Origin of the sequence: Bartonella sp. AU15XJBT (genome assembly GCF_028618615.1) — a bacterium.
Lineage (GTDB): Bacteria > Pseudomonadota > Alphaproteobacteria > Rhizobiales > Rhizobiaceae > Bartonella.
Genome location: NZ_JAQITG010000003.1, coordinates 104202 through 126215, shown reverse-complemented (window position 1 = coordinate 126215; position 22014 = coordinate 104202). Strand labels below are relative to the sequence as shown.

Below are 22014 nucleotides of genomic sequence, written 5' to 3'. Positions count from 1 at the left end.
CAAACCAGCTTATCCCCTGCTAAACCATCATAATACAACGGCTTTGCTTAATTTTTTCTTCCATATTTTGGAAAACATTACATCAAAGGCGCAAGCAATGCTCGCGCCTTTCTCAAAGAATTTAAAATTTTTCCCAAAACATAATCACTCAAACGTTAAAGTTTTTATTTTCCTTTATCAGATCCCACAGGTTTTGACTTTTTTTCAGCACTGCTTTTACTTTGAGAATGATTAACTGACTTTGTGGAACCTTTTGCGCTTTGCGCTTTTTTAGGCTCCATATCCTTGGATTGAGTATTACTGGAATTTGCTGTTTTCTTCCCAACAGCGCCCTCTGCTTTTCTTGCCTCACTTTTAACGTTCTCTGCTTTATGGGCAACTGTTTTAGGTGCTGTTTTGGCGTCTTTTTCATCGACCACAGAGTCCTCTGCCTTCACTGTTCCAGTTTTTGGAACAGAGGAAGTCCGTGGTGCCGCCCCCTCATCTTTCTGTGTGCGTGAAGGAGGTTTTCCTGCAATGACCTCGTTAATTTCAGCACCCGTTAAAGTTTCATATTCCAACAAGCCCTGCGCTAAAGCAAACCACTCTTTTCTTTTTGTTTTTAAAATATTAGTCGCATTTTTATAGGCATCATCAATAAGCTTACGCACTTCCATATCAATCATGCGTGCTGTTTCTTCAGAGACATTTTGTGTTCGTGCAACAGAATGCCCTAAAAAAACCTCATCTTGGTTATCGCCATAAGCAACATTTCCAAGCAGATCAGAAAATCCCCACCGTGTGATCATAGCCCGTGCTAATTTAGTTGCTTGCTCAATATCAGAAGAAGCCCCCGATGTGATATTTTCTTTTCCAAACTTCAATTCTTCAGCCACACGTCCGCCCATCATGATAGCCAAACGAGAAATCATCCACCGATAACTCATGGAATAGCGATCACCTTCAGGCAATTGCATCACCATTCCCAATGCCCTTCCCCTTGGAACGATTGTTGCTTTGTGAACAGGATCAGCAGCAGGAACATTGAGAGCCACGATAGCATGTCCTGCTTCGTGATAGGCTGTGAGTTCTTTTTCCTCTTGTGTCATGGCGGTTGAACGGCGTTCAGCCCCCATCATCACCTTATCCTTTGCATCTTCGAATTCTTGCATCGTCACGACTCTTTTATTACGGCTCGCAGCCATAAGAGCAGCTTCATTGACAAGATTCATCAAATCTGCACCGGAAAATCCTGGTGTTCCCCTTGCCAAAACTTTCAAATCAACATTCGGTGCTAAAGGTACATTGCGCACATGCACTTTCAAGATTTGTTCACGCCCAGAAACATCAGGATTTGGCACAACAACTTGTCGATCAAAACGTCCTGGTCTCAATAAAGCAGGGTCAAGCACATCAGGGCGGTTTGTTGCAGCAATAAGGATAATACTTTCATTGGGCTCAAACCCATCCATTTCGACCAGCAACTGATTTAAGGTCTGCTCGCGTTCATCGTTTCCACCCCCCAGTCCAGCCCCCCGATGGCGTCCAACCGCATCGATTTCATCAATAAAGATAATACAAGGCGCATTTTTTTTAGCCTGTTCGAACATATCACGCACACGGCTAGCCCCAACACCAACAAACATTTCAACAAAATCAGACCCTGAGATGGTAAAGAATGGCACATTGGCTTCACCCGCTACAGAGCGCGCTAACAAAGTTTTACCGGTTCCTGGGGGACCAACAAGCAAGACACCGCGAGGAATACGCCCGCCTAAGCGTTGAAATTTTTGCGGTTCGCGTAAAAATTCAACAATTTCTTGGAGATCTTGTTTGGCTTCTTCAACGCCAGCAACATCCTTAAAGGTAACACGTCCTTGTGCTTCATTAAGCAACCTTGCTTTTGATTTCCCAAATCCCATTGCGCCGCGTGATCCATTTTGCATTTGTCGCATAAAAAAGACCCACGCCCCAACAATAATAATAACAGGCAACAAAGAAAAAAGGAGATTGAGGAAGATACTATTTCCAGAGCTTTCAGGAATAGCTTTAACATTGACGTTTTTACTTTCCAATTTTTGTATCAAACCGGGATCACGTGGCGCAAAAGTTGAAATAGTTCTATGTTCGACAGTTTGTCCTGTTAACTTTTGACCTTGAATAGTCACCGATTTCAGCTCGTTATTCTCAACTTTTTGCAAAAATTCAGAATAGGAGACTTCTCCACCACCAGAACGTTGGCTATCTCCATTAAAGAAAGAAAACGACACAATCAAAATCAAAGCAATAACCCCCCAAATGAGGAGAGAGCGGTAATTGGAATTCATATTCAGCCCACTTAATCAAATATAGATTTCAAACAGTTCCCTTTAACATATAACCTTGTCAGCCCCTTGCCAAGGGATGAGAGACGGTTTATTCTCTTTTAGAGTTATTTTTTCTTTATCTTTTCACCTCAAGATTAAAAAAGTGTTCCACAACATTCACCAGCACAGCATCTTCGCGTGAGGAAAGCCAATCGAAAGGCGCCATAATTCGCTTGATAATAACATTTTTATGAATAATCGCTTGAGAAATCAACTCGGGAATATCACACCCTTTATCATTTGAAATCATCGGCAAGGATTGTAACGAGGGGAAATGAGGCTTTTCAAGATCAAAATCACTGTTTTGCAATAAAAATTTCAGCTGTTCTAAATTTGCTGCTCCAACCTTTATAGTCTCAGATCCATGATTGGTAATGTGATAGCGCGCATCCCATAGAAGAGTTTCCTCTGGCTCCACAAGAGCCTCTTTCATATTTCGCCCTTCACGCCACAAAGCAATGCCATCTTTGTTATATTCAATAACACAGCCCGCATAAGTAAAACGCCGCTTTTCTGGAGAATTCAGACAGAGTTTTTGAACAAGCATGCTCAATTTTTTATTGGGGAGCAAATAAAATCCCCCGCCCATCAACACCGCAAAAAGCCCGACAACGAAAGAAAAACCGGAATGTTTTTGTAAAAATGGTGCAGGCTTTTTGATGAAACAACGCCCATGTTGAACCGTAATATCCAGAGCTAAGATTAAATCGGCAATATTTTGCGCTTGTTGACGACGCTGCCATGCGGCTTCATTTATTTTTTGAGCAATATCAGCAAGCTTTTGGGAAGAAAGAGATTGGCGCACACGTACACGTTCAAAATTGCGGTCTTCATTGGTTGGATCATCAATCCATGTTTTTCCTTGTAAGCGTAAATAATTCCGCAATGTTTGACGTTTTACACCAAGAAGCGGCCGAATCAAACGCACTTTTCTCTGCAACAATGCCTCACGCGGAATACAGGATAAACCACGCTCATAGAGAACCCCATAGCTTTTTTCGGTAATATTTTTTTTCGTTTCTCTAACATAATCTTCATCACGCATGGCATCAGCTTCACCACGCAACGCACCGGCAAAACCGCTCTCAGACAACCCATCACGCATGGCATCAACTTCACCGCACAACACACTTCTACTCTTTTGGAGACGTTGAGAGCGCATTTGATAGGTTTCAACCTGATCATTGAGTGTATGGCCCGTCATAATAAGGGCTGCGCCTTGTTTTTGCGCTTCCTGAACCAAGAGATCATAGCGTGCAACACGAGCGCTAGAAGCAATATGTGTCTTTGGTTTTTTGCCTTCCCACCGCACAGTGATATGCTTAATGTGATGGGCACGACAAATCTCCGCAACGGTTTCTGCTTCACGCGCTGATTCTTTACGCAATTGGTGATCAACAGTAACAGCAATTATTTCCGGAGGGACTAAGAGCGTTTCGAAATACTCTTTGACCAAGAACATCAAAGCTAAAGAATCACTTCCCCCTGAGACAGCAAGAATCACTCGTCGACACTGAATAAAATCCGATGTTTTAAAGAGATTTCTTGCCAGTCTAACACACACCGAAAATGACCTCGCTACTTATTTTGCGGGTTTACAAAACACAGACTCTAACATTTGATGACGTTTTTTGTTTTTTGCAAAAAGAGCACAATCCTCTTCATTTGTCTCAAGAGCGACCATACTTCTTGCTAATTTCAGCAAAATCTCAGAGGTATAGAGCTTCTTTTTATCTGCATACCATGCGGTCAGATAAACTTGTGCTGCTTCATGATAGCGTTTTTGTCCCAACAAAGATTCAGCCAACCAAAATAAAGCGTCATCACTCAAAGGATCTTTTTTGTAACGATTTTGAAAAGCGCAAAAGCTTTTTTCAGCACCAACATAGTTGGCAGAACGAATAAAATCATACCCTTCCTTATACAAAGCTTTGGAAGAAGAAAGAGTGTCACTCTGATGTGCTTCGATATGAGCACTTACGTCATGCACTTTTTTTAAAATCTCCTCAGTTTCCTTCACATCATGGTCTTTCACATCAGCAACATTTGTCTGGTTATCCACGCTCAGCTGCTGCACCATCTCTTCTTTTTCAGTCTGAGATTTCTCATCCAACGCGGCACTTTCAACGGAACAAGAATAAACAGAAGAGTCTTTTTTATCAAAAAGCCGGTGAAATTGCTTGTTAACATTTTTTAGATTGTTATGCTCAAGCACCATCCGTATCTTATGCAAAAGCTTATCTAAATCATAATCTTTAAATAAAGCCTGCTGATTCTCTAAAATAATCCCTTGGTGCGCCGAAACATCAGAGATTTTTTTCACGGCATCGGAAGCGGCTTTATCAGCAGTATCAGTGGCTTTCTTTACCACATCGGAAGCTGCTTTTTTAGCCGCATCAGGTACTTTCTTCACCGCATCAGAAGCCTTATCAGCAGCCTCAGTGGCTTTCTCCACCACATCGGAAGCAGCTTTATTAGCCGCATCAGGTACTTTCTTCACCGCATCAGAAGCCTTATCAGCAGCCTCAGTGGCTTTCTCCACCACATCGGAAGCTGCTTTTTTAGCCGCATCAGGTACTTTCTTCACCGCATCAGAAGCCTTATCAGCAGCCTCAGTGGCTTTCTCCACCACATCGGAAGCAGCTTTATTAGCCGCATCAGGTACTTTCTTCACCGCATCGGAAGCCTTATCAGCAGCGTCAGGTGCCTTTTCCATCGCATCGGAAGCTGCTTTTTTAGCCGCATCAGGTATTTTCTTCACCGCATCGGAAGCCTTATCGGCAGCGTCAGGTGCCTTTTCCATCGCATCGGAAGCTGCTTTATCAGCAGCCTCAGAAGCTTTCTTCACCGCATCAGAAGCCTTATCGGCAGCGTCAGGTGCCTTTTCCATCGCATCGGAAGCTGCTTTTTTAGCCGCATCAGAAGCTTTCTTCACGGCATCAGAAGCCTTATCGGCAGCGTCAGGTGCCTTTTCCATCGCATCGGAAGCTGCTTTATCAGCAGCCTCAGAAGCTTTCTTCACGGCATCAGAAGCCTTATCGGCAGCGTCAGGTGCCTTTTCCATCGCATCGGAAGCTGCTTTTTTAGCCGCATCAGTGGCTTTCTTCACGGCATCAGAAGCCTTATCGGCAGCGTCAGGTGCCTTTTCCATCGCATCGGAAGCTGCTTTTTTAGCCACATCAGTGGCTTTCTTCACCGCATCGGAAGCCTTATCAGCAGCGTCAGGTGCCTTTTCCATCGCATCGGAAGCTGCTTTTTTAGCCGCATCAGTGGCTTTCTTCACCGCATCGGAAGCCTTATCAGCAGCGTCAGAAGCCTTTTCCATCGCATCGGAAGCTGCTTTATCGGCAACCTCAGAAGCTTTCTTCACCACATCGGAAGCTTTATCGGCAGCGCCAACTTTATCCGTATCATGTGCTGGATATTCAGAAGCGTTTCGTGCCGCACTTTCAGCAAATGAAGTAGAACAAGCTATGAAACCTGCCATATAAAAGAGTGTTTTCCAATTGATTTTACGATACATCCTTTTCTCCCCTTAAGAGTTCATTGAATGGTTGAAACCAACCATTTGCTTTCTTAATGACTGTTCATGTTACTCAGTGTTGTCACAGCACGTCGATTTTGATTCCAACAGGAAATATCATCACATACAGCTACAGGTCTTTCTTTTCCATAAGAAATTGTTTGAATCCGTTGTGCAGACACACCAAGAGACACCAAATAGTCTCGCACAGCAACAGCACGGCGCTGTCCAAGTGCCAAGTTATATTCACGTGTTCCCCTTTCATCAGCATGACCTTCGATCATAATAGAATAATAAGGATAATGAAGCAACCATTCTGCTTGACGCGTTAAAATGCGTTCAGCATCCGCATCCAATGAAGAAGAGTCGAGACTAAAAAACACGCGATCCCCCACATTAACCGTAAACTCTTGTCCTGAACCTGGTCCTTGATTCAAAGCAGCATCATTCATATAAGCGCCATTCATACCATTAAATGCACCGATATTTTTTTTACCACACCCACCCAAGCACAGTGAGAAAAAAAACAGGATAGCTAAAGAATGAGAGAGGGTATTTTTGGTAGAGCGCATAATTTGTTTCTCCTCGAATTGCGTAAAGAAGGACACATTCTTAAAAATATTTTTAAGAATAACCGTTAATTCCTAATGAAGAAGAAATTTTTCTGTTTTTTTGTCATCATTTTTCAGTCTCTGCCGATTTTTCTTCCCTCCATCTATTTCTTTAACATCTCCATGAGAAATATTGCCCTTTCATGTTGTTTATGCCTCTTCTTGCTCTTGACGATTTTTTTGCAGCGCGTTCAATTTTGCAAAAACTTTATCAGCATCAAAAGTCTTGTGTGGATTTTCTTCACTCTCATTTTCCTCTAGAGCAGCATTTTCCGTCACAGAGGCGGGAAGCAACGATCGATCTTCTTCTGCAGCAACAGGGCGGCCTTTTGCCGCACGCTGGAGTTCAAAATCTAAATCGATCTGCGAACACAAGCCAAGTCCTACAGGATCAAGAGGAGACAAGTTCGCACTATTCCAATGGGTTCTGAGGCGGATTTGTTCAATCGTTGCTTTTGTTGTCCCAATCAACCGTGCAATTTGTGCATCTTTCAATTCGGGATGGTTTGTGACCAACCATAAAATACCATTGGGACGATCTTGACGTCGGGAAAGAGGGATATAGCGCGCCCCTTTACGTTTTTTTTCAGGAATGTGCACCCTCGATTGAGAGATTTTCAAACGTGCGTTTTGATCCGCCTCTACCCGTGCAATTTCACTGCGCGTCAACTGCCCAGAACTAATCGGATCGAGACCTTTAATACCATAAGCTGCCTCTCCATCGGCAATAGCTTTTACTTCCAAGACATGTAATTTACAAAATTCTGCAATCTGCTCAAAAGAAAGAGCTGTATTATCAACCAACCAAACAGCTGTCGCTTTGGGCATCAAAAGTTGCGTTGCCATTTTTATAAATCCTCTTCTGCGCCTCTTCTATTATGAGGCAGGTTACCGCCCACTCAAGAGCACTGGAACTTCTTAATTATATGTTCGTTTTCTCCCACCCACTTTTATAATTAAAGCGAGACATGGAATAAACCATTTTGCCATGAGATTATATTCTGTTATAGCGTGATTTTTGCTCAACGACAAGAGATCTCTCTTGGAATGATCCTCAACGAAGGTCTCTTTACCTTTAAGATGAATTTTCTTATAAAGGATTTATTCGATTATTTCACCTCATGCTGTGGCATATTTGTTCTGGTTGGATGCATGTTTTATCGCCTTAAATTCTAACAAAGCATCCAACTGGAAGGACAGCCCTCAAATAGGAAGGAAAACTATGGCAGGCCATTCACAATTTAAAAATATTATGCATCGTAAAGGGCGTCAAGATGCGGTGCGCTCAAAAATATTTTCTAAGCTTGCACGCGAAATTACCGTAGCAGCAAAACAAGGTGCTCCTGATCCAGCCATGAATCCACGTTTAAGGCTGGCTGTCCAAAATGCCAAAGCACAATCAATGCCGAAAGATAATATTGAACGCGCGATTAAAAAAGCTTCAGGCTCCGATGTCGAAAATTATGATGAAGTGCGCTATGAAGGCTATGGACCAGGCGGTGTTGCCGTCATTGTTGAAGCTTTAACAGACAACCGTAACCGCACTGCTTCAAACGTGCGCGCGGCCTTCACCAAATCAGGAGGAGCGTTAGGGGAAACCGGGTCTGTAAGTTTCATGTTTAATCGGATTGGGGAAATCATTTATAAGTCAGAAGCAGGAACAGCAGATAACATCATGGATGCTGCCATTGAAGCGGGTGCCGAAGATGTACAATCAGAAGAAAGCGGGCATCATATTACTTGTGCATTTGAAGATATTGGTGAAGTTTCAAAAACACTTGAAGCAAAACTTGGTGAAGCAGAATCGATTAAAACGATTTGGAAAGCCACCACCCTTGCTCCAATCGATGAAGAAAAAGCTTTGTCCGTTTTACGACTGATTTCAACATTAGAAGAAGATGATGATGTGCAAAATGTTTATGCTAATTTTGATGTCAGCGATGAGATTTTGGCAAAACTGTCCGTATAATTTCCCATCATTGGCCCTCTCTTCACCAAGTGAGGGACTAAAAGCATCTATCACTTTTTTCCCACAATATAAAAACCCCGCGTCAATAGCGGGGTCAATCATTTGTAAAGCCAAGAAAACCACAATCAATCGCAGAAAAAAAAGCGGATTAAAAAAAGAAAGCATAAAGCAAATACCCTTGAACGCTCAAACAGTTCTGATGATAAAAAACTTTGTGATCTCAAGCTTTTCTTATATATTCTAAGAATTACCCCTACAGCCCCTCTCTATTTATTCTTTAAGATTGCTCCCCACCCTCAAATGATGAAGATGTCACCCCAATCTGGTCTGTAAACAAATCAGATCCTCTTAGACATATTCCTCTTCTCACGCATGAGATTCACTTGAAACTGAAACCCCTAAATACTTATCACATTGATTTATAAGGGGAGTTTAGCGTTATTGAACTTGAATGAGACCCTCTAAATAGCGTCAAATTCTCTTATTCCAAATTTGTGTGTGCGGTGCATCAATCAAAGTCATGCGCTTGCACATTATTTAAGCAGAAAAAGCCCGTTTGGCGTAAAACTTAAAGGAGAAAAAATTCCCTTATGAATCGTCTCAAAGGCTGTAGGGCTGTTGGTAAAACTGGGGGCTGGCAAATATAACGATGATGCCGTCTTTCCTCTCCACAAGCTTAAAGATGGTGGTACTCGATGAATTTATCGTTATACCCTTCACGGGCGCCGCCGTGAAATGGACTTGAGTGCGCTTTAAGAGATGTTTCTTTAAAACAAGCGCGTGAATATGCAACTGGTTGGCGCTCTGTTTTACGTGAAGGGTGTTCCCCCATTAAAGAACGCAATAAACAAAAACGTGAAGCAATGTGTAATCTGCATTATTTGAATAAGATATTGCTTTGGGTGCTTTTGAAAGCCGTAAAGCTGAATTAAAAAAAGATGGCAAAGCTGGAAATTGGTTTTCACCTTTAAAACTCCATATTCTTTCCAAATTAGGTTGCCTCCCCGTTTCAGAGATTACCCAAACAGAGATACACAATACCCTCGCCCCTATCTGGCATACAAGATCTGGAGTTGCTTATAGAGCTTTCAAGCGCCTTAATATGTGTTTCAAACATGCGGCTGCGTTAGGTTTAGATGTTGATCTACAGCAGCAGAAAAAGCACAAGCTTTGTTAGGCAAACAACATCACAAAACTCCTAATAGACCCGCACTGGATGGGAGAGATGTTCCGGCTTTTTATAAAACACTGTGCGAAGCATCACCCCCTAACACTATTGGCTTTGCATCTGCTTATTCTTACAGGCGTTCGTGCAAATCCCTTGCGTCATATATGTAAAGAACAGATTGATGGGGATATATGGATAATTCCTGCTGAAAATATGAAAGGACGGCGTGATGCTCCAACAGAATTTCGTGTGCCTTTATCAATAGAGGCATTAGAAATTAAAAAAAGCACGTCTGCTTTCTCGCAATGATTTCTTTTTTCTGCAACCGGTCGCGGTCCTCTTTCTGATAAGACTATATTCCCTCTATGTTTTTGTATTTTTATCAAGCATTTTTTACTGTACGTTGAGCAATGGCGACCATGCGGGATCAGAAGCATCATTGGGTGTGGGGAGTTGGCGTTCATTGTGTCCCGTAATATCAATGGTATAGATTTTGGGTCCCATACCGGGATTTTTGCGAAAGAACATCAGTACACGACCATTGGGAGCCCAAGTCGGTCCTTCATTGTGAAACCCTGTGGTTAAAATTCGTTCTCCTTGTCCATCCGGGCGCATAACACCGATAGAAAATTGTCCACCTGATTGTTTTGTAAAAGCGATATAATCCCCCCGTGGCGACCAAATAGGTGTCGAATAACTCCCCTCGTTTGAAGAAATACGCTGAATATCACTGCCATCCGCATTCATTTTATAAATTTGTGGCTTTCCGCTACGATCTGAAGAAAAGACGATTTGTTTTCCATCCGGTGAATAAGAAGCAGAGGTATCAATAGCAGAAGTTGTTGTAAGGCGCGTCATTGTACGGGTCCGTAAATCCATGGTGTAAAGATTTGCACTGCCGTCATTTTGCAACAAACTCATGATGACCTTTTGTCCATCAGAAGAAAAACGCGGAGCAATTGTCATGTTATGAAACGTTCCAATCAACTCCCTTTGTCCCATTTCAAGTTGTTGGAGATAAACATGAGGCACTTGATTGTCCTCATAAGCCATATAGGTCATTTCTTGTCTTTTAGGTGAAAAACGCGGTGTAAGCACCAATTCACTTCCATCAGACATATAAATCAAATTTGCGCCATCTTGATCCATCATTGCTAAGCGTTTAATGCGTGCATTTTGAGGGCCTGTTTCATCAATAAAAACAATTCTTGTATCAAAATAACCACTTTCTCCTGTCATCTCACTGTAGATCTCATCTGCGATCATATGAGCCACACGCCGCCAACGTTCTGTCGCGGTATAAAAACGCCGTCCTTTCAATTGTCGCTGTCCAAAAACATCCCATAAACGGAAATCAACCCTCAAACGTCCGTCGATTTCTCTCATGACTTGCCCCGTCACCAAACCCTGCGCTTTTATTTTCTGCCACGAAGAAAAATGCGGTTGTTTATTCGGATTAGAAATTTTTTCAAAAAAATTTTCCTTGTCAAGCGGTAAAAAAAGCCCCGACCGTTCAAGATCGGCTGTCACCACAGCCGTTATTTTAGATCCAATCGAATCATTGGAAATAAAATCTGTAATTGCAATGGGAATAGGGTTAAAATCAGCGCTTGAAATCGTGCCTTTCAACTGCGCATAAACTGATGAAAGACTTGAAAGCCACAAACCACAAGTGACTATAAACCACGTAAAAACTTTATGTCTCATTATAGTCATCATGGAATGTGTCCTTTCGTTAAGCGATTTTTCTCATTTATCATCTTATTTCTTGGAGGGGATCAACATTAAAGTCAAACCCCTGCCCCCACAGGTCATATTGATCACGGGGAAGATCTGCATAAGGTTGACATGAAAAGACAGCCGTATACACCTGCCTGATCATAATCGCTTGCTGACTCTCAAGACCGCTTATAGGATCAATGATAGGATCGCCCACAACCATCCCTTCACGGTCTAAGTAAAATCGCAACCGCACGACGGGACGGTTTTTTAAATCGCCACCAAGCGCCACAAGTTTAAGCTTCTGTTGAATACATCCCCCTGCAATATTGACCAATGTTTGTGCCATTTTTGTGGTATCATTGATATTTTTTCGTGCACCTAAAGCTTCTGGTGTATGGGAACGTTTTGCTCCCCCTCCTTGTGAGCGCGCACGATTGAGCAAATTATTTTCTTCCATGGCTAAAATATCTTCAATGGTTTGTTTCTCTTGATTTTTCTTGTTAAGCTTTGGCGCCTTTTGATTGAATGCACCCTCTTTCTTTATTGGAAATTCTTCGTCAAATTTTGGTTTAAACTGCGGAAGAAGAGGTTTTTCTGGAAGTGCAATTTTGGGCGCTTGCTGTACAACCGGCTCTGCTGGGACCTTTTGTACCGTTGGAGCCAATTCTTTTAACGATATCATCTCTTCACTTTTGTAAGCAGGCTTAAGGATAAGCTTGGAGGCATCTTCTGGTGCTTTTAAAGGCGCCTCAGGCGCAATCTTTTGCGCATCTTCCACTGCTTCCAAAGGCACCTCAGGCGCAATCTTTTGCGCATCTTCCACTGCTTCCAAAGGCGCCTCAGGCGCAATCTTCTGCGCATCTTCTGGTGCTTTCAAAGGCATCTCAGGCGCAACCTTGGGGTCGTCCTCCGCTGCTTTCAAAGGCATCTCAGGCGCAAGCTTTTGCGCATCTTCTAGCACTTTTGAAATCTCTTCTGTTTTTGCTTCTAATAATTCTGGTTCTGTAAGTTTGGATATTTCTGACGGATTGCTTGGCAGCAACGGTGTTGTCTCAACGGAGCGCGGCTTTTCCTTTGGTTGAAAAGGTGCCAGACTATCTCGTTCTCCCTCTCCAATATGGCGTGCATCTTCTTTCTCTTGGGGTTTAGTGGTTGGTTTAACAGCAGGAATTGCATGGAGTGGCGCTTTCACGGAGCCTTGTTGAGAGGAAAACTCTTCCATCAAAGGCGCAAGAGTAATGGGAATTGCTTCCAATGGTTGTGGTAAAGAAACAGAGTTCATAAACTGAACAACGCCCCAACTGAGAAAAATAACATGGACCACAAGGGATAACACCAAGCCTCGTTTCATGCTATGATAGGAGTCTTTGTTCATTCTTTATGCCTTAATTGATACCTTATATTTTTTCACTTTTAATCACGCTGCACTCTTTTAAAACATTTAAAAAACAATTGGTTATGGACAACTTTATTGTTTGTTATTTATTGTGCGAGACTTGCTAGTGCCACTTGAGAAAAACCTGCCTTTTGAATATCTGCAAGCAGTTTTAAGACTTGTTGATATTCAACAGTTTTAGCAACCCGCACAAAAATCCGTTGATCTTTTTGTGTTGCGTCTGCTTCCAGAAGAGCTTTAAGCTGTGCAATCAACGCTTGTGATGTTTCATAATAATCTTGATGAATGGCAAAGCGCCCTTGCGCGTCAAGTGAAACCGTAAGGGGCGTTTTTTGCGCGCGGACTAGCCCCGCTTGACTGCGTGGCAAATCCAAAGGAACACCGTTCACCAAAAGAGGAGCTGAGACCATAAAAATAATGAGCAACACCAGCATCACATCCACAAAAGGGGTAATATTGATCTCACTCATCAGTTGGCTTCGTGAATGATGCCGCCTACGTGTATTTTTTCGAGAAGAAGAAGCAACAGAAATTCCCATGGCTAAGCTCCTTTTTATAAAGGGGAATGTGATGTGCGTGTTTCATCAATACGCCGCGAGACAATTGTTGAAAACTCATCAGCAAAATTTTCTATTTGTGCAATGATGCGCGCACTTTCATGGGTTAACTTATTATAGGCAATAACGGCTGGAATTGCTGCAAACAAACCAATCGCCGTTGCCAAAAGTGCTTCTGCAATCCCTGGCGCGACAATGGCAAGAGACGTGTTTTGAGAAGCTGAAATAGAAAGAAAAGACTCCATAATCCCAATCACTGTTCCAAAAAGACCGATAAAGGGTCCCGCAGATCCCAGTGTCGCAAGAAAACTTAACTTTGATTCTATTTTTTCACTTTCACGTCCCAGTGTTAGATCCATTGCCTTATCAATTCTGCTCTGCAAACTGATCGAAGTATGGGTCCCTTTTTCAAGAGATTTTTTCCATTCAGCCATTGCTGCCATAAAAACAGCAGATATGCTATTGGTACGGTAACTTTTACAGGCGACATAAAGATCCTCTAGCGCTTTGCCAGACCAAAATGTCCGTTCAAATTGCTTGATTTCACGCCGTATTCTCCGGTACGTAAAAATTTTATCAAAAATAATGGCCCAACTCCAGACGGAAGCAAGCAGTAACAAAACCATAACAACTTTAACGACGAGACTTGCTTGCATAAACAAATGCAACATTCCCATTGTTTCCGGATTCGTTAGTTCTACATGCGGCATAATTCTTGTCCCTCTAAATGAAAGGTGCATTCCTTAAAATTTTATAAAACAGATTGTTTTATAGTTTCTAAATTTAAGTAAAAAACTTTAGTGTCACATAAATCCATGCGCTAAAACAAGACCTGTTTCTTAAATTTCTTTAAAAAGTGATCACGAGAAGCATCCCTCAATACACCTCACCCCTATTTCCCAACGACATAAACCCCTCCCCGTCCATAAATAATATAAAGCATGATATCAAATCTGCTATGCGTCCCCATCTTTACGTGTATGAAAAGAACGCTAAACCATCATGTGGCGTTCCAAGCTCAAAATGTTGCAATAAGTCTTGGCTCTTGAAAAGCTTTATAAAAGGCAATTTTATGCCTTTCTCAATCCTCGTTTCCCCTCATGCACCAACCCCGTCTGTGACAAGAAAAAAATGTAACAGATCAGAAAATGATTTTGATGAATTCACAAAAGAGCTTGAAAAGAGAAAATCTTACAAGCCTTCTGTGAAAATGACAACGCAATGAATGATCATGATCAATCAATAGGGGGCATCATGAAAGATGATGCATTACCTTAGGCTATTGTTTCTCTCATTTTTCCTTAAGTTTAATAAGGTTACACCCCAAGTATACACAAAAAAAACCAAAAATAAACCACCATAAAATGCCTCACCCAATGTCGCTCATTTAATGCCTCCCCAGGTAAATCTCCTATAATCTCGTATCAGTCTCCTATAATCTCATTGTGCTGTAGCCCCTTTCAATGCGCATTATGTCTCTGGCACCATGGGATAACTTCAAAGCCTCCCTAACGTGAAAAAAGCCTTTTCACTCTTTCTCCTTCATGAAAACCGCCCCATTCACTCTCTTCGCTCACTTGCAATATTGAGCCATTATAACATTGAAGAGTATCTATTTAAATTTTTACAGATTTTTCAAGTGCTTATACATTACTCTCTTATGAAAATGTAAGCGGATAGTTTTCATTATTTCAATAGGGAAAAGATTTGAAATGAGAAAATTTTACGACACGCAAAGTTTTCATTCAAGCTGAATAACGTTATATTATCTTTATAAATAAAACTGTTGTATCTTCAATGCACAACCCTTTTAACTCAGCATTTTTGCAAAAAGCTCTTTGGGTAAACGTCGTGGTTTTGCATCCTCATTAATCAGAGCAATTTCAACTTTCGCTGTTACCAGCGTGATCTCCTCATACACAATAGATTGTTCCATAAAAAAGCGTGCTCCTTGGATATGATCAACACGTGTTTTAACGACTAAAAGATTATCAATTTTGGCTGGTCGCAAAAAACTAATTTCCATATGGCGCACAACAAAAAACAGTTTTTCCCCTTCAACCCCTGCTGCTAACATCTTATTATTAAAACCGGTATCCCGTAAAAACTCTGAACGTCCCCGTTCAAAAAATTCCAGATAACGCGCATGATAAACCACACCAGAAAAATCTGTATCAGCCACATAAACACGCACCTGAAAATTATGAAAAGCATTTGTATGATTGCTCTTGAAAGGCATTACTTTTGTCATTGACTTCATGTCCCATAAAGTTATTTAAGATAGAAAATTGTTTATCAATCAAAAGATTCAACACATTTTTGTGTTGAAGTTGTGAAAAGCCAAAGCACAAAATCCTTTATCGTTCCAAATCTTTTCAGCCAAAACACACGGACAAGCAGAACACCTCTGATCCTTATAAGCGTTTGCGATAAACTATCTGCACAATTTTTTTAAAAAAATGCCTCAGTCATCTTCCCCATCCCATAAAGTTGTCTGAAATGATGCATTATCTTGAGCATCAGAAAGTTGAGTACGCTTTTGTATAGATGTTGAAGCAGGCGCAGAAAGTCCTAAATGGCTCCAAGCCTTTTCAGTGAGAATACGACCACGAGCCGTTCTCTGAATAAAGCCTTGTTGGAGAAGATAGGGCTCAACAATATCTTCAATAGCATCGCGTGGTTCTGATAAAGCAGCAGCAATGGTTTCAATTCCCACCGGTCCCCCTAAAAAAGTTTGTGCAATCAGGAGTAAATAACGACGATCCAGTGGATCAAGCCCCAGATGATCCACCTCAAGGCGTGAAAGCGCTTCGTCAGCGATTTTTTGATCAATTTGTTTTGCTTGTTTCACCAAAGCAAAATCACAAACGCGCCGTAAAAGCCGTCCGGCAATGCGCGGGGTTCCCCGTGCTCGGCGTGCAATTTCATGCGCACCATCATCACTGATCTTGACAGCAAAAAGCCGCGCATTACGCTGCACAATATATTCTAATTCTTCTATCGTATAAAAATTAAGACGAATGGGGATGCCAAAACGGTCTCTCAGCGGTGTTGTCAAAAGCCCCAACCGTGTGGTTGCCGCCACCAAAGTAAATTTAGCCAGATCAATTTTAACCGAGCGTGCAGCCGGACCTTCTCCAATGATCAAATCGAGTTGATAATCTTCCATCGCTGGATAAAGAATTTCTTCAATCGCCGGATTTAAGCGATGAATTTCATCAATAAACAAGACATCGCGTTCTTCAAGATTGGTCAAGAGAGCAGCCAAATCTCCTGCTTTAGCAATGACCGGACCTGAAGTAGAGCGAAAATTAACACCTAATTCTTTTGCCATAATCTGTGAGAGCGTTGTTTTTCCCAGTCCTGGTGGTCCTACAAACAAAACATGATCCAACGCTTCTTGCCGCCTTTTTGCGGCTTCAATAAATATTTTTAAATTCGCCCGTGCCGCCTCTTGACCAATAAAGTCATCAAGAACTTGTGGTCTTAAGGAACGATCCGGATCGTTGGGAAGAGGTGCGGGACCCAGAAGGCGTTGATCTTCATCTTTATGCATTGTTACCTTTTATTTAAGTAGGAGAAGAAAGCAATTTGAGACTATGGCGGATCAGCAGGGCAGAAGACACAGACTCCCCCTCAAGAGCGTTCATCGCAAGAGCAAGAGCACGGGCGGCTTGCTCCCGTTCAAAGCCTAGCTTCATCAATGCGGAAAGCGCATCATGGGCTGGTTGATGAGTTATCTCGCGCTGAGGAATCGAAACAGTCTTGACCGCTTGTTCAAAGGGGAGTGTTTTACTTTTCAACTCACTCACAATTCTTTCACTGACTTTTTTACCAACGCCCGGCGCGCGACTAATCATCGCCACATCGTTTAGGGCAATAGCTTGTGCAAGTTCATCTGGCGATAAAGTCCCCAAGATTGCTAAAGCAACCTTTGCTCCTACGCCTGGAACATTTTGGAGCATACAAAACCACTCCTGTTCAGCTCTTGTCGCAAAACCAAAAAGGCGGATTGCCTCTTCGCGAACATGCGTTTCAATAAAGAGACTTAAAGTCTCCCCAACAGAAGGCAAAGAAGGACGCAACCGATTTGAGATAAAAACGACATACCCCACACCATGAACATCAAGAACGATATAATCTTCAAAGATATGTTCAAGCGTGCCCTTTAACTTTCCAATCATATCGCCACCCTTGCCTGATAAGATTGATCAATTCTCTTACGATGCATGCTATGACAAAGAGCAAGAGCAAGGGCATCCGCCGCATCATTGCTATCAAATTCAGCCCGTGGGAGGAGAACCTTTACCATCATATGAATTTGTTCTTTAGCACCATGCCCGACACCAATAACCGATTTTTTCACTTTGTTGGGTGCATATTCAAAAACAGGAAGATTTGCTTGCGCAGGAACCAGCAGTGCAATCGCACGCGCCTGCCCAAGTTTTAGCGTTGCTGTAGCATCTTTGTTGACAAACACATGTTCCACCGCCGCTTCATGGGGCATAAATTGATGCACAACCTCTGAAAGACCTTTATGGATCTGATAGAGTCTAGAAGCCAGATCACACTGTACATCAGAAGAAACCGTCCCTGCAGCGACAAACTGAAGACGATTGCCCGCAAGATCGATAACGCCCCATCCAGTATACCGTAGTCCGGGATCAATGCCTATAATACGAATCGTCTCTGCCATAAGCGCTAGTTTATACACGTTTCCCCCTTTTGAATAAAGGCTTAAAGCCGCAAAGAAAGCAGCAGCAAAGGGCAAAACCAGTAAAAAGAAGGGCATATGTTATGAATTTATACAGTATAACACACGAACAAACAGCAACTTTATGAGACACAAATGCCATCAAACAAAACCATTCTCACCTTACAAGAAAGCAAAAGGAACCCATAAAAATTCCCCTTCGATATACTCACTCCCTTCTATCTGATCTTCAATGTCATAACGATTAAACCACCACAAGCAAACAAAGAGAGGGGTTGTCTTTGGATATATAAATGTAAAGATGCTCCTCTATGAACGGTATAGACTTCACGGGATCTTTTTACATTATACTCCCCATGATATGGACGTGAACAAACATTGCGAGGTATTTTTTACATACCCCTCACAACACAAGAGCATTATAGGGAGAGTATTGCATGAGCAACACGGGGCCCATAAAGCCCCCCATAATCCCCCGTAGAGCTTTTTAAGACAATTTATTTTGTGATTTTAGATGTTTTATTTTCCGTGAAGAGAGCCCCTCCTATTAAAACTGAGAGAACTCAAAAACGAAAACCCCAAAAATGAAAACAATGCATCATGATCATGAGAAAACGCATTGATTGACAAGAATACCCTAGCATTCTTTATGTTGAATGACAGCCCCAAATATCGAAAGTTTCTCTCATTCCCAACCTATTTTTATGTTGTATCTATCAAAACCATTCCCTTGCACATCATAAGCGGAAGAGCCATGTGGCATGGAACTTTACAAGAGGGCATGCTTCTTATGAACCATCTCAAATATAAAGCTCTGTCACAACATGAGAGGTTAGCAAAATGAATGATGGGGCTTTACTCTTTTATGAAGCGTAAAAATAGAAGAGCACAATAGCTTTTAGACACTTTATGGGAAATTTTATACATTTCATGGAGGAATTTACCGTTATGCCATTCACGGACGACCGTCACGAAAGGGAGGTGTGACGCGCCTTCAGAGATATTTCTTTAAAGCAAGCGCGCAGATTAGCAACACAAATATATTCCGTTTGGGGTGTTTATTATAACACACATTTTCCAGCAATTTTATGAGGAATAAATTATAGAGCTTTCCCTCCTCCCCACCTCTCAAAGGACGAAGATTCCTACCAGCGTTATCTTATAAAAAACAACGACTCTCGATAGCTTCTTACTGTTGACCACTTATGTGCCCCCCTTCATAAGCACTAAGGATAAGCCCTGCTCTCAACACATACGTACTGTAATTTTAAATACTGAATACATCACAGCTATGTGCCTTATATCTCTGCCTTAAACGAGAGTATTTTACGATAGAATAGGATAATCGATGTCCAAGAGCTTGGCTAATATCCGGCATAGCCTGATCATTCTCATAGCTAAAATAAAATCACACAATATCAAAAGAAAGCGTTCCAGCAACAATAAACTGAAGCCGACCACAGCCCATACTCCACACCATAATTCGAAATCAATGCCCCCTCTTTGTCATAAACTCAAGATATTTTTCCACACTCAAAGAGAAGCTAAACAGAAAAAACTCTCCAGATTAATTTTAGTCACGACAACGAATATACCGCTCAAAATATCACAAAAAAAAGCCAAGAAAATATCCCTAAACGCCCAAAGGCTGTTTTCAGCAATTCGATTTGTTTTCCCACTGGATTTTCATCACCCAAGATACGAGCCGCCTCTTACTTTTCAAAGCACATAAACAACAGCCGCATATCCTAAACAAAAAACATAGCGCCTCTCAAACGAAGCGAATAGGCTAAAACCCAAGGAAATATGCTCTAAGAACGCCCAAAGGCTGTTTTCAGCAATTCGATTTGTTTTCCCACTGGATTTTCATCTTCTAAAGTACAGGAAGCAGCCGTCTCCCATCCTGCGCGCATATACTTGATGCGTGCTTCCAAACGCAGTGAATGAGCAACAAATTGGCGGAAAATTTCTGGTAGGTCGTTCCAATAAGGGGTTTCAAGTTCTAAGGTTGGTGTTTGAAGGGAGACTTTTACGATTTCTTTTTTTATTTGTTCTGGTGACATTTCCCCTTCACGCTCTGCCCGAAGAAGAAGGAGTTGAGAGGCAATTTGCATAAGTCGTGTACTTAAATACATCGCCTCTTTTGCATAGATTGCAGAAATTTCTGCCGAAAGGGAACGTGCTACTAATTTCCCTTCTGAATCAATATACGCTGCGGTTTTTTCAATCAGCGCCATTGTTTCTTCATAGAGACGATTAAAAGCATTTTCAAAAGCATTATGCTCAATCATGATAATAGGTTCATCATAGGGACATTTATGTACACTCACGCTTTTATACTCCAAGTATCAGCACAAAACCACACCACTCAACGAACAGAGTAATAAAAAGTTTCTTTGTGTTGCTGTATAGAATGCTTTTTTTTAAAATTGACTACCTCTTTTAAATTTTTTGCGCAATGCGCTTTTTATACTAAGGTTAACGCCACCAAACAAACCCCATGGGAGCGTTTTTCTTATAAACGGATCAGTTTCCTTGAAAAGGCCCCCTGCAAAGACCGCCGTTTTTCACAATAATAAGCCACTCCAAATTGCAGCGCAATCCCCGTTATCATTAAGAGGCTATCGGAAAAAAACGTTCCTGTCATCACTGTTTTTACAATTTGTCCAAACATCGCAAAAATGGTTCCCGTTACAAAGACCGGTAAACTATGTTTTCCTAAGATTGCTAAAGGATGCTGCTCTGAAACATAAAACCATTTATTGACACGCGGTAAGCATAGAATGAGAAAGGATAATGCAAGAACATGGAGCAAACGTGGCAAGCTTAAAAAGGTTTTATTAAAGTTGATCAACGCACAAGACCAACCGAGCCCTCCCAAAACGCCCCACCAATTTAAGCGCACCCATAACAGCGCCAACAAGAGATACGCTGCCGCACAAACCAGCCAAAAAGACTGAAAAGCGATTGTTTTACCTTGTTTGAGTGCTAAAGTGCTGGTCAAGCCTATAACAAATAAGAACTGCCAAGAAAGAGGATTCAAAAACCATTTTCCCTCTATAGGATAAGAAGGGGGAGCAATTTTATAAAATCCGCAAGTAAGATAGAGTATAAACGAACCCCAAAGCAGCCACTTTGTCTGTTTACAACTCAAATAAAGGATAAAAGGCGCAAAAAACATCAAAACGATATAAAGCGGCAGAATATTATTATAGCCTAATTGATGCCCCAAGCTTAAAGTGCTTAAAAATGCGATAACAGGCTCTGTAAAAAAGAGCCCCACATTGTTCATTGATAACAGCTTTTCTGTTTGCCATAAGAAAAAAGCCCCTAAAAACAGGCTGAATGTGACAAAAGTGGTCAAAAGATACGCCCCATAGAGCTGAAAAGCTCTCTGCCAATATTTTCGGATAATAAAAGTAAAAGGCTTCTGCTGTAACCGCCCATGAAAACTTAACCCCAGCGAAATTCCTGAAAGCAAAACAAAAATCTCTGCAGAATCGGAAAAACCAAAATTTTTATGGGTTATATGCTCATAGAGAGTCCCGGGAATATGGTTGATGAAAATCGTCAATAAGGCTAAAGAACGAAAAACATCAATGCGTGTATCACGACGAAAAGGCTGCCTATTATGATCAACAACAGCTTGGTATTTCATAAATGGACTCCCACACGTCACAAAGCCCCTAAGTCACATAAAAAAAGTCGTTACGCTCATCACAAATAAGATAGGATGAAACTTTAACTTTTAAGAGTCAAGTTTCTTTTTAAGTGTTATTTTTTTAAGGTAAAAGGATGAAAAACACCCATACATGTATGACGACGAAAAGGTTGTATCGTATGCTTAACAACAGCTTGGTATTTCAAACATCTTGCTATTTCATCAAAGCACTCCCACACCTCTCCCCTTGAAATCATGGGAAAATAGTGGTTACCCTCATCGCAAACAAGCATCAATAGGATGAAGCTTTAATTTTTGAGCATCATTTTTTTCTAAGAAACAGGGATA

General features: G+C 41.6%; 16 protein-coding genes and 1 pseudogene. 2 read left to right on the top strand and 15 right to left on the bottom strand.

The features are described 5' to 3' along the window. Positions 1 to 164 precede the first annotated feature (164 nt). From ftsH to PVV57_RS02640, 5 genes are all read right to left on the bottom strand, one after another. The gene (ftsH, locus tag PVV57_RS02660) at positions 165 to 2306 is read right to left on the bottom strand and encodes an ATP-dependent zinc metalloprotease FtsH (RefSeq protein ID WP_273718897.1); all 2142 of its coding nucleotides are present in this window, start codon (positions 2304 to 2306) and stop codon (positions 165 to 167) included. Between the two features lie 115 nt (positions 2307 to 2421). Then, the gene (gene tilS / locus PVV57_RS02655) at positions 2422 to 3909 is read right to left on the bottom strand and encodes a tRNA lysidine(34) synthetase TilS (protein WP_273718896.1); all 1488 of its coding nucleotides are present in this window, start codon (positions 3907 to 3909) and stop codon (positions 2422 to 2424) included. An 18-nt stretch (positions 3910 to 3927) separates the two neighbouring features. Continuing rightward, the gene (locus PVV57_RS02650; protein WP_273783383.1) at positions 3928 to 5868 is read right to left on the bottom strand and encodes a tol-pal system protein; all 1941 of its coding nucleotides are present in this window, start codon (positions 5866 to 5868) and stop codon (positions 3928 to 3930) included. Between the two features lie 53 nt (positions 5869 to 5921). Further along, complete coding sequence (gene pal / locus PVV57_RS02645) at positions 5922 to 6440, bottom strand: peptidoglycan-associated lipoprotein Pal (RefSeq protein ID WP_273718784.1); 519 nt, start codon at positions 6438 to 6440, stop codon at positions 5922 to 5924. 189 nt (positions 6441 to 6629) lie between these two features. Beyond that, entirely contained in the window at positions 6630 to 7325 is a 696-nt protein-coding gene (locus PVV57_RS02640; protein WP_273718783.1) for a DUF1013 domain-containing protein, read from the bottom strand. 376 nt (positions 7326 to 7701) lie between these two features. Between PVV57_RS02640 and PVV57_RS02635 the strand changes: the two genes are divergently transcribed. Continuing rightward, positions 7702 to 8448, top strand: coding sequence for a YebC/PmpR family DNA-binding transcriptional regulator (locus PVV57_RS02635; protein WP_273718781.1), 747 nt, complete (start codon positions 7702 to 7704; stop codon positions 8446 to 8448). 590 nt (positions 8449 to 9038) lie between these two features. Then, a pseudogene (locus PVV57_RS02630) lies at positions 9039 to 9964 on the top strand (tyrosine-type recombinase/integrase); the annotation flags it as partial. Between the two features lie 45 nt (positions 9965 to 10009). Here the strand turns inward: PVV57_RS02630 and tolB are convergent. The 10 genes from tolB to PVV57_RS02580 all read right to left on the bottom strand — a co-directional run bounded on the left by tolB (position 10010) and on the right by PVV57_RS02580 (position 21663). Next, a complete protein-coding gene (gene tolB / locus PVV57_RS02625) occupies positions 10010 to 11335 on the bottom strand; it encodes a Tol-Pal system beta propeller repeat protein TolB (RefSeq protein ID WP_273718779.1) in 1326 nt (441 codons plus the stop codon). A gap of 37 nt (positions 11336 to 11372) precedes the next feature. Next, positions 11373 to 12713 carry a cell envelope integrity protein TolA gene (locus tag PVV57_RS02620; RefSeq protein WP_273783382.1) on the bottom strand — a complete coding sequence of 447 codons (1341 nt, stop codon included), beginning with the start codon at positions 12711 to 12713 and terminating at the stop codon, positions 11373 to 11375. A 107-nt stretch (positions 12714 to 12820) separates the two neighbouring features. After that, entirely contained in the window at positions 12821 to 13273 is a 453-nt protein-coding gene (gene tolR / locus PVV57_RS02615; protein ID WP_273783381.1) for a protein TolR, read from the bottom strand. Positions 13274 to 13287: 14 nt separating this feature from the next. Beyond that, positions 13288 to 14001 carry a protein TolQ gene (tolQ, locus tag PVV57_RS02610; RefSeq protein ID WP_273783380.1) on the bottom strand — a complete coding sequence of 238 codons (714 nt, stop codon included), beginning with the start codon at positions 13999 to 14001 and terminating at the stop codon, positions 13288 to 13290. A gap of 1100 nt (positions 14002 to 15101) precedes the next feature. Further along, a complete protein-coding gene (gene ybgC, locus PVV57_RS02605; RefSeq protein WP_273718770.1) occupies positions 15102 to 15542 on the bottom strand; it encodes a tol-pal system-associated acyl-CoA thioesterase in 441 nt (146 codons plus the stop codon). Between the two features lie 213 nt (positions 15543 to 15755). Further along, positions 15756 to 16847: a Holliday junction branch migration DNA helicase RuvB gene (gene ruvB / locus PVV57_RS02600; protein ID WP_273718769.1), complete on the bottom strand. Its 1092-nt coding sequence runs from the start codon at positions 16845 to 16847 to the stop codon at positions 15756 to 15758. Between the two features lie 13 nt (positions 16848 to 16860). After that, entirely contained in the window at positions 16861 to 17475 is a 615-nt protein-coding gene (gene ruvA / locus PVV57_RS02595) for a Holliday junction branch migration protein RuvA (RefSeq protein WP_273718768.1), read from the bottom strand. Further along, positions 17472 to 17987 carry a crossover junction endodeoxyribonuclease RuvC gene (gene ruvC, locus PVV57_RS02590; RefSeq protein WP_273718793.1) on the bottom strand — a complete coding sequence of 172 codons (516 nt, stop codon included), beginning with the start codon at positions 17985 to 17987 and terminating at the stop codon, positions 17472 to 17474. Before ruvC ends, ruvA begins: the two co-directional genes overlap by 4 nt. A gap of 1829 nt (positions 17988 to 19816) precedes the next feature. Beyond that, complete coding sequence (locus PVV57_RS02585) at positions 19817 to 20335, bottom strand: DUF1465 family protein (RefSeq protein WP_273718766.1); 519 nt, start codon at positions 20333 to 20335, stop codon at positions 19817 to 19819. A 185-nt stretch (positions 20336 to 20520) separates the two neighbouring features. Next, positions 20521 to 21663, bottom strand: a complete 1143-nt coding sequence (locus PVV57_RS02580; protein WP_273718765.1) for an OpgC family protein — start codon at positions 21661 to 21663, stop codon at positions 20521 to 20523. Positions 21664 to 22014: the final 351 nt, after the last annotated feature.

What these genes read in the sequence shown, in the direction of transcription:
- ftsH (WP_273718897.1), bottom strand. Translation starts at nt 2,306, where the DNA reads ATGAATTCCAATTACCGCTCTCTCCTCATTTGGGGGGTTATTGCTTTG.
- PVV57_RS02650 (WP_273783383.1), bottom strand. Translation starts at nt 5,868, where the DNA reads ATGTATCGTAAAATCAATTGGAAAACACTCTTTTATATGGCAGGTTTC.
- pal (WP_273718784.1), bottom strand. Translation starts at nt 6,440, where the DNA reads ATGCGCTCTACCAAAAATACCCTCTCTCATTCTTTAGCTATCCTGTTT.
- PVV57_RS02640 (WP_273718783.1), bottom strand. Translation starts at nt 7,325, where the DNA reads ATGGCAACGCAACTTTTGATGCCCAAAGCGACAGCTGTTTGGTTGGTT.
- PVV57_RS02635 (WP_273718781.1), top strand. Translation starts at nt 7,702, where the DNA reads ATGGCAGGCCATTCACAATTTAAAAATATTATGCATCGTAAAGGGCGT.
- tolB (WP_273718779.1), bottom strand. Translation starts at nt 11,335, where the DNA reads ATGATGACTATAATGAGACATAAAGTTTTTACGTGGTTTATAGTCACT.
- PVV57_RS02620 (WP_273783382.1), bottom strand. Translation starts at nt 12,713, where the DNA reads ATGAACAAAGACTCCTATCATAGCATGAAACGAGGCTTGGTGTTATCC.
- tolR (WP_273783381.1), bottom strand. Translation starts at nt 13,273, where the DNA reads ATGGGAATTTCTGTTGCTTCTTCTTCTCGAAAAAATACACGTAGGCGG.
- tolQ (WP_273783380.1), bottom strand. Translation starts at nt 14,001, where the DNA reads ATGCCGCATGTAGAACTAACGAATCCGGAAACAATGGGAATGTTGCAT.
- ybgC (WP_273718770.1), bottom strand. Translation starts at nt 15,542, where the DNA reads ATGACAAAAGTAATGCCTTTCAAGAGCAATCATACAAATGCTTTTCAT.
- ruvB (WP_273718769.1), bottom strand. Translation starts at nt 16,847, where the DNA reads ATGCATAAAGATGAAGATCAACGCCTTCTGGGTCCCGCACCTCTTCCC.
- ruvA (WP_273718768.1), bottom strand. Translation starts at nt 17,475, where the DNA reads ATGATTGGAAAGTTAAAGGGCACGCTTGAACATATCTTTGAAGATTAT.
- ruvC (WP_273718793.1), bottom strand. Translation starts at nt 17,987, where the DNA reads ATGGCAGAGACGATTCGTATTATAGGCATTGATCCCGGACTACGGTAT.
- PVV57_RS02580 (WP_273718765.1), bottom strand. Translation starts at nt 21,663, where the DNA reads ATGAAATACCAAGCTGTTGTTGATCATAATAGGCAGCCTTTTCGTCGT.